This is a genomic window from Roseovarius pacificus (genome assembly GCF_900142665.1).
In the GTDB taxonomy this organism is placed as follows: domain Bacteria; phylum Pseudomonadota; class Alphaproteobacteria; order Rhodobacterales; family Rhodobacteraceae; genus Roseovarius; species Roseovarius pacificus.
Genome location: NZ_FRBR01000004.1, coordinates 267,982 through 274,287, shown reverse-complemented (window position 1 = coordinate 274,287; position 6,306 = coordinate 267,982). Strand labels below are relative to the sequence as shown.

The 6,306-nt window shown below is 60.2% G+C and carries 7 protein-coding genes; 2 read left to right on the top strand and 5 right to left on the bottom strand.

The genetic code is table 11. From position 1 onward, the window contains the following. Positions 1-159 (top strand): transposase domain-containing protein (locus BUB53_RS10250; RefSeq protein WP_143163187.1); only part of this gene is annotated, 159 nt, incomplete at its 5' end. A 209-nt stretch (positions 160-368) separates the two neighbouring features. Here the strand turns inward: BUB53_RS10250 and BUB53_RS10245 are convergent. The 3 genes from BUB53_RS10245 to BUB53_RS10235 all read right to left on the bottom strand — a co-directional run bounded on the left by BUB53_RS10245 (position 369) and on the right by BUB53_RS10235 (position 4,188). Beyond that, entirely contained in the window at positions 369-1,607 is a 1,239-nt protein-coding gene (locus BUB53_RS10245; protein ID WP_073034647.1) for a type II toxin-antitoxin system HipA family toxin, read from the bottom strand. Then, positions 1,604-1,924, bottom strand: a complete 321-nt coding sequence (locus tag BUB53_RS10240) for a helix-turn-helix transcriptional regulator (RefSeq protein WP_073034646.1) — start codon at positions 1,922-1,924, stop codon at positions 1,604-1,606. Before BUB53_RS10240 ends, BUB53_RS10245 begins: the two co-directional genes overlap by 4 nt. A gap of 767 nt (positions 1,925-2,691) precedes the next feature. Continuing rightward, positions 2,692-4,188: a Fic family protein gene (locus BUB53_RS10235; RefSeq protein ID WP_159437807.1), complete on the bottom strand. Its 1,497-nt coding sequence runs from the start codon at positions 4,186-4,188 to the stop codon at positions 2,692-2,694. 314 nt (positions 4,189-4,502) lie between these two features. Here BUB53_RS10235 and BUB53_RS10230 point away from each other — a divergent pair, with 314 nt between their 5' ends. Beyond that, on the top strand, positions 4,503-4,850 hold the full coding sequence (locus tag BUB53_RS10230) for a hypothetical protein (RefSeq protein WP_073034641.1): 348 nt from the start codon (positions 4,503-4,505) through the stop codon (positions 4,848-4,850). A gap of 175 nt (positions 4,851-5,025) precedes the next feature. Here BUB53_RS10230 and BUB53_RS10225 read toward each other — a convergent pair whose 3' ends face one another. Together BUB53_RS10225 and BUB53_RS10215 are read right to left on the bottom strand one after the other, a co-directional pair. Next, positions 5,026-5,565: a hypothetical protein gene (locus tag BUB53_RS10225; RefSeq protein WP_143163184.1), complete on the bottom strand. Its 540-nt coding sequence runs from the start codon at positions 5,563-5,565 to the stop codon at positions 5,026-5,028. Between the two features lie 236 nt (positions 5,566-5,801). Beyond that, positions 5,802-6,251: a hypothetical protein gene (locus BUB53_RS10215; protein WP_073034636.1), complete on the bottom strand. Its 450-nt coding sequence runs from the start codon at positions 6,249-6,251 to the stop codon at positions 5,802-5,804. Positions 6,252-6,306: the final 55 nt, after the last annotated feature.

Below are 6,306 nucleotides of genomic sequence, written 5' to 3'. Positions count from 1 at the left end.
AAAGCTTGGGGCCGTATCGCCTCCCTGATCGAGACCGCGAAGATCAACGGCGTTGAGCCCTTCGCCTATCTCAAGGCTACCCTCGAGGCCATCGCCGCAGGACATCCCAAAAGCCAGATCGACGACCTCCTCCCGTGGAACTTCGACTCGTCAAGCTGAAATGCACGTGCCCTGCAGCCGTCGCTTACGGGAGTTGGCAATTTCCGGATTCTTTTTCTGGGATTTTCCCCTGCCACTGGGTCCGATTACATGCTGCGGAAAACATAAAGATCTCGACGGCCATCCGCAGCATTATGACGGCGACAAGGTTCGTCCAATTCGGCGAGCAGATCTTCGCCGTGCCGACCTTGAGCCTCTGGGCCGAGCGGTCACCAGCCCGCCGCGCGCTCCATCTGTTCACTAATTTCCCGGCGAAGCTGCGGGGGCACGCCGGTGGCGTCGGCATACTCCAACCAGTCCGCGGCGGCGCCATCCACCTCGTCGACGATCTCGGCCGCTCGCCGCGCGGAGATCCCGCTCTCCCGCGCCACTGCGGCGAAGGACTCGCGGCCCGGCCTCCGACCCTCGTCGGCGATGGTGAGCGTGTGTTCGCCGCCGGGTCCGGAGCTGTAGGTCACATCATAGGCCGGAGCCAGCCGCCAACTGCCGGCAGCGTCCATCAGGAAGGCGTGGTTTTTTAGGTGATCGTCGCGGTTGTGGGTTCGCGCGTTGAAGACCATCCGGCGATAGATCTGCTCGGCGGCGCGCGCGTCGCGGGTCATGAAGCGGGTGAGGCGCAGCAGCTCTTTGTAGTCCAGATAGGCTTCGCGGAAGTCGACCGCGAACAGTGCGGCGACTGTCTGCATGTGGAGCCGCCCGCCGTCGGGTCGGTCGAACCTCTCCGTGGCAAAGAAGGGCTCGCCGGAGGTCGCGTGCAGCACGCCCGTCCAGCTCATCTCGATCCCGGCCGCCCGCGCCATCATGGCATAGGCCGCCTCGACCTCGACAGTGCCTACCGGGTCTTGCAGCGCGCGCCGCTTCACCAGGACATGGCGCCAGCCCTTCTCCAGCGCCGCGCGGTGATCGCGCAGCCGCGCACCGTCCGCCGCCAGCTGGGCCACGAACTTCGGCCGCGCGCCCTGGGAGCCGCCCGCCACCGCGCGCAACCGCTCCAGTTCCCCGGCCGTGGCGCCGCCATCAACCTCGGGCACCAGCCGTTCGAACCAGTCAAGATCGAAATCACCCTCCGGGTTGGGATCCTGAGCCGGTCGGTAGGCCAGCGCGCCCATGCCGGCGGTGCCGACCATGGCGAGCCGGTCCATGTCGGTGATTTCGTCCAGTCGCACGCCGCGCGCCTGCAGTTCGCGGTCGACCAACAGCTTACCCCAGCCGTCGGGTAAGCTGTCGCCAAACACCGCAGGCAAGTCGCCGAAGGCGCGACTCGTGGGACGCAGGAGTCCGGCCTGGGATTTGATGTGGACCGGGGAGATCGGCAGCGGCGCGGCCGCGAAGGTGCGATCCCATTCCAGCACGGCGTGGCGCGCGCGGCCGTCCCAGCCCATCTGCCCGACCGGGCGCTCGTTGGCGCCAGCGCCGAAATCAATGGTGACATAGAGGCGGTCGATCACGAGATCTTCCCCTTGCGCACGCGTTGTGGAATTTTCTCGGACTTCTGCCGCTCGAGCTCATCAAGCGTGCGCGCCTCGACCGGTGGGAAGAGGCTCCTGAAACCATCCAGCGCGTCGAGCGTCTCGGCCAGCGCCAACACGGTCGAAAGGGTGCCGTCACCTCTCTTCTCGAACCGCCTCATGGTGGCGAGCGAGATCCCGGCGCGCGCGGCCAGCTCCTCTTGCGTGAAGCCCATGCCGATGCGCCGCTTGCGCACCGCATCGCGCATCTTCTCCTTGATGTCTTCGGGGGTCAGGAACCCCGGTAATGTCTCCATTAGCATCCTCAGCGCACTGCAAATCTTGTCCAAGAAGATATTGCAAATCGGCAAATAACTCAACACAAGGTATCAAAATAGATACTTTATGCATTAAATGGCGACTTGAAGTGTCAAAAATGACCCTACCGGGAATACCAAGACAGCTCCGGTTCGGCGTGGTGGCTTGCCTGCGGATTTCCGGCAGGTCTTGCAGAAGAGCTTCTGATCGGCCGTGTTCCCATCACCCCCGTTCGCTGGGTAGTCATCCTGGCGTCCGGCACGCATTCACCTGGAGATCGCCGTGTGCCGGCGGGAGACAAGGGTCCCCGCCGACATCTCTATATCTTGTGTTCTTGGATTTTCGGCCCATTCCGCGCTCACGAAAATATCTTCGCGCGGAGACAAGCTCCGAGCAATGAGCTTAAACCTTGCCCGGTATTATAGTTTTGATGAGCGCTCCAGTGTTGTTCTTACCGAGGCCACTCTAAAGTGAACGGCTGGGGATCGAACCGCACGCTCGCGCACTTCCGGGGAATACTTGTTCGTTGTCTTGCTCATGATGCTCCATCCTACTCAGGAGTTGGAGCCTCCGGCAAACCCGGCGCGGTTCATTATTGCCTGTATCGGCGTCGCAACCGGATCGTTCGCGGATGGGCGGTCACTGAAGACCGCCATGGCGGCCAAGCTCCTGACAGTAAATGTTGATGGCGTCCACCATTCCCTGCTGTGGTGCAAGGCTCTCAGCGTGGTGGCGCGCCGATACGCTTCGAGTCATAGCCTTTCTGTCAGGGCTTGTTGCCAAGATGCTCACTTATCAGCTTCGCGAAGGGAGCGATGTCGCCTCCAAAACTCGCGGCGTCGAGAGCCTGCATGTAGCGCCTCCGCTGATCGAGCCGGATCACAGCCCATGGATAGCCCGAACTCGCGAGCACCGCGTTCATTACGAAACGAGCGAGGCGCCCGTTTCCGTCGGGATAAGGGTGGATGTAGCCCAAAAGCCAGTGACCAAGCACCGCGCGCACTCCGGAATGCTCCTCCTCGTCAAGAAGGTCGAAGTAGGTCTCCATCGCATCCATAAGCTTTTCGCTCGCCGGGGGCACATGATTGGCTGTGCGAATAAATACCGGGTGATTGCGATATCCTATCAGTTGGCCTCGCGTTAGGATGCCTGCGTCGATCGAGGGCTCGAAGAGGTCCTGATACCAATCGCTTAGATTGTCTCGCACCGAGACCGGCTCACCTCGCTCGATGGATGTTTTCACCACCTCGCGGGCAGACTGGAAAACATTCCAGTAACCCTTTGCTGCCATAGCATCACGAGAGGTTGCGTCAGACTTGTCGGCCTCCGGGTCCCAGCTACCACTGCGAATCTTCTCGATCAGCTCTTCGGAGACCCGATAACCTTCGATCGAGAGCGAGTTCCAGGCATCATGGGTGTAGACATCGTCAATCTGTCCCAGCACCTCGTCGACTTCGACAGGTCCCTCGGGGGCCGGTAGCAGGTCAATGATCACTTGTCGGTCCCTCTGCCATATCGCTCGCAACATGTTAGAGATCGGGGCCGCACCAGCAACAACAGCAATGCCTTCCCCCTCAAAGGGGTTTTCATTCCTTAGATCCATATCTGCGCGGCGCATGCCATCGGCCAGGCGCTTGGCGTGATCGTCCATTCCCAAGTGCTTGAACGCGCCAACCAGGCGGTTACCCGGGCGCCTGTGCGCCCCGCCCACCACCGCGCGCAACAGGACATCGACATTTCGGTAGCTGCCCATCAGTGCTGCCACTGACATAGCCTGCGTATGATAGCAATTCTCTGCCATATGGATCAGCGTGGCCTCCGGAGTGTAGACCCTCAGCCCGTTCGGCAGCTGCATCCTCCTTTCCTGCTCAGGAAGCTCCCTGACCCTCAGATCGAAGAGCGACCGCTTGCCTGGGAGTTCGACAGTATTGTTGCCTCCCTTGGGGGCATGCACCACCACCTGGGTAGCCGGCACCTGAGATCCAGTATGCAGGCTAAGGCAAATCTCAGGACTGAGAACCCAGTCGATGCCGAAACGATGCTCGCAGTATCTCTGGACAAATGACCAGTAGCTCATCGTCCACGGCGTCGTGTCACCAGGACGCGAACTGGGGTCCGACAGATGATACCAGCCCTTCATGATGGGCTGAAGATAGCCCGCCTTCCTTAGCGCCTTGATCCGCACCGGGTCGATCTCGCCGCTACGAACAACAAGATGTCCTTGCTTCTGCAAGGTGTGCAGGGCTTCCATCGCGTCAGCCAAGATCTTCCGTTTGTCTACCATAACCCTCCCGATCCATTACATGCGTCCAATTAGAAGTATATAGGACTGTCCATCATCAAGTAAACATCACGGTCCGCTTTCAAGTAAATGATTCTGTCCAAGCTCAAGTGAATGTCGGAGATACTCGCAGCGAGCCGCTCGGAGCCCTCTCGAAGATATTTTCGAGACTTAGCACATTTGCGTTCTCCCTCAGAGTTTCCATAAGAACCTTGTTTTAAAAGCAATGCTGGCCCTTCCGGGGGTAAATGGAAGCGCTCATATCAACATTTTCCGTAAGGGGCTGGCCATGGGGGGTGCTTTTCGTCGTGCTCTCGGGGCAACCGGTCGACCGTCGTTTCCCCGACGCGACCCTGGTCGACGGCCAGAACGGCGCTGTTCAGGAAGTTCGCGGGGAGACGATCGCGACGGTCTCGGAAGGATCGCGCACCTGCTGGATCTCGGACGCGGCCGTATCCGTTGACCAGGCCGCCGAGATGACGGAAGACATTGCCCGCCGCGGGCGCATCACGGAACTGGAGAAAACAACGATCGGACGCGGAGAGCCTGCGGTCCGCGGACGCTTCAATGAGACGCCGGTTCTTATTTCCTGGACCTGGGGTCCGCAAGGTGGTGTGCAATATACCGTGCGGGTCGATCCGTAAGGCTGTCACGCGGTGGCAGGTGTCGCGCTTGATCCGCGCCTGAGGTGCTGGCTACCATCCGGCCCAATGACCCGGCATCGCGAACGATGATCCCTCGGGGAACGTGACAACAGTGCGGCGGAACGGGCCGGGGCGGATTGAACCGCCCCGGTCGCGTAAGCCTTCACGTACCGCTTCAAGCGCCATAGGCCGCGACGATGAGGTGATCGCCGACAATCGTGAACGGCAACTCACGGCTTCCGGTGACAATCTCGCATAGGATGCCAGCGCCGTGCAGAAAGGCATCTCGGCGCTCACGGTACGGCATGATATCCGGCGACCCCAACGCGTCGGGCAGGCCTTCCGGTATGTCGCGGAACCGGAGCGTCGAAACCCAACCACCGTTCAGTTCCTCGACATAGAAATCAGAAATCCTGTCTGCCGTGAACGCGTCCGAAAAACCTGTCTCGGGCTGCGTGGTGGGAATGCGTCCAGTCACTTCGAGCGCTTGCATCACGATGTCCAGCAGCGAGAGTCTTGAGTCAGTCTCGGACGCGCTCGCGGATTTCGTTGAATGTAGCATGGTATTGTCCTTTTCCTGGGTTCCTGAAGGGACGACCTTTCGGCGCCCGGGAATGACGTCGGATCGAATGGACGAGCGGCAAAACCAGATGGACGATTTTCTTAAGCGCAGGATGTTTTCTCCGAAGCCGGATTCACAATCGTTCGCGTTCATTCCTTGGCTGAAGGCTCCGGCCGCATTGAGCGAGAACGGGGGAGCGACCCACGCGCCAAGCCCTTTTGTTCAGCAGAGGCTTGGGTAAACACCAGCTCGAACCCGTGGCCAGACGCTCCTGGCGCTGAGCAGCCCGCACGGTTTCAAGTGCGGGCTGCAAATGATCAAACTATGCGACCGGCGCGCTCACGCTTTTCGGGGAAAAGAGAGAAAGCGCACCCACATTCATGATCTTTTTACGGTTGCGTGCGCTGGCGCATCTTCTCGAGCTCGCGCTGCGCATTCATCAGGTCATGCACTGCTTGCAGAGAAGCGTGGAAGCTCAACAGCACGGTAAGCGCGCGTGACATATCTTCGGCCACACACGTCCGATGTGTTTCTGTCCAAGACGGATCCTCGGAAAAACAGTAAGCGTGATCGTCGACGCGTTCGACTTGCGTCGTGCCGTCCGCGATCCGTCGCGAGAGCTTGTTGATGAGAACGTCGAGTTCGACGAGCGTTTCATTTTCGAAGATCTGTCCCGTCTCGATCGCCTTGATCAGCCGTTCCGGCGCTTTGCGCTCCATTCGCGCGAGGTTCGGGATAACATCTTCGCGCAGGGCGGTTGCGCAGATGCGCGCATCCGCGAACGCTTCTGCAGCGATGCCCTCGATGTTCTCGAACGTGACCGGGAGTTGATTATTCATGGGGGAGTTCCTTTTCGAAAGTTGCGTTTGGCGCCGCGCAGGGTGCGGTTCCGCT